We start from the raw sequence: 733 nt of genomic DNA, 5'->3' as shown, positions 1-733 counted from the left end.
AGGCGACAAGCGAGGTCAGTTCCTCCTCGCCGAGCGCATGATGTGTCGCGCGGCGTGCGATGACAGAGGCGACCTTGGGCTTGACGAACCTCACCCAGTTCGGGCGTTTATAGGGGCGGAGATGACTTAGGCAGACCGGCGCTCCATGGCGAGCACGTCAGCGACTCCACGACCCAGTGTCGCAAAGGGATCAGCGTTGCCCCTGCTCGCCTCCCTCGGCGCCTTTGAGGAGATAGTCGGCGCCCTTGCTGGCGGCGCTTGCCGCGCGGAAGATCGCCTTGTCGTCGGCGCGCAGCACCTCCAGCCATGCCCCGATGTAATCGGAGTGGCGAACCGTGGGCTGGATACCAAGCGCAGCGCAGGCGAAAGCCGCCGTCATCTCGGCAACCAGTTCTTCCTTTGCGTACGAAGCCGAACCGAACCGCCCGGTCTGATCCCGTTCCAGCCGCCCTTTGCCTCCGGCGAAATGCCCCAACTCGTGCAGCGCGGTGCGATACCAGTTCACCGGATCATGGAACGCGGCCTGCGGCGGTACCTGCACATAGTCGAGCGTCGGCGAATAGAAGGCCTCGCTCCCACCGATCCGAAAATCCGCCCCCGATGCGGCAATGACGCGGTCGGCCTCGGCGATAGCCATGACCGGATCAGGCAGGATCGCAGATGCCGTCAGGTCTTCCGCCAGCCCCTCGCACTGATCGACGTTGAACACCACGAAGCGCTTGAGGAAGGCGAC

General features: G+C 64.5%; 1 protein-coding gene. It reads right to left on the bottom strand.

The annotated features are described in order from the left end of the window. Positions 1–190: 190 nt before the first annotated feature. Positions 191–733 (bottom strand): ArdC family protein (locus ACYPYD_RS28300; protein WP_459667120.1); only part of this gene is annotated, 543 nt, incomplete at its 5' end.

It is taken from the genome of Novosphingobium sp. 11B (genome assembly GCF_054589055.1).
Note: the sequence above shows the minus strand (reverse complement) of the source record. Positions and strands in the feature narration are given on the sequence as shown.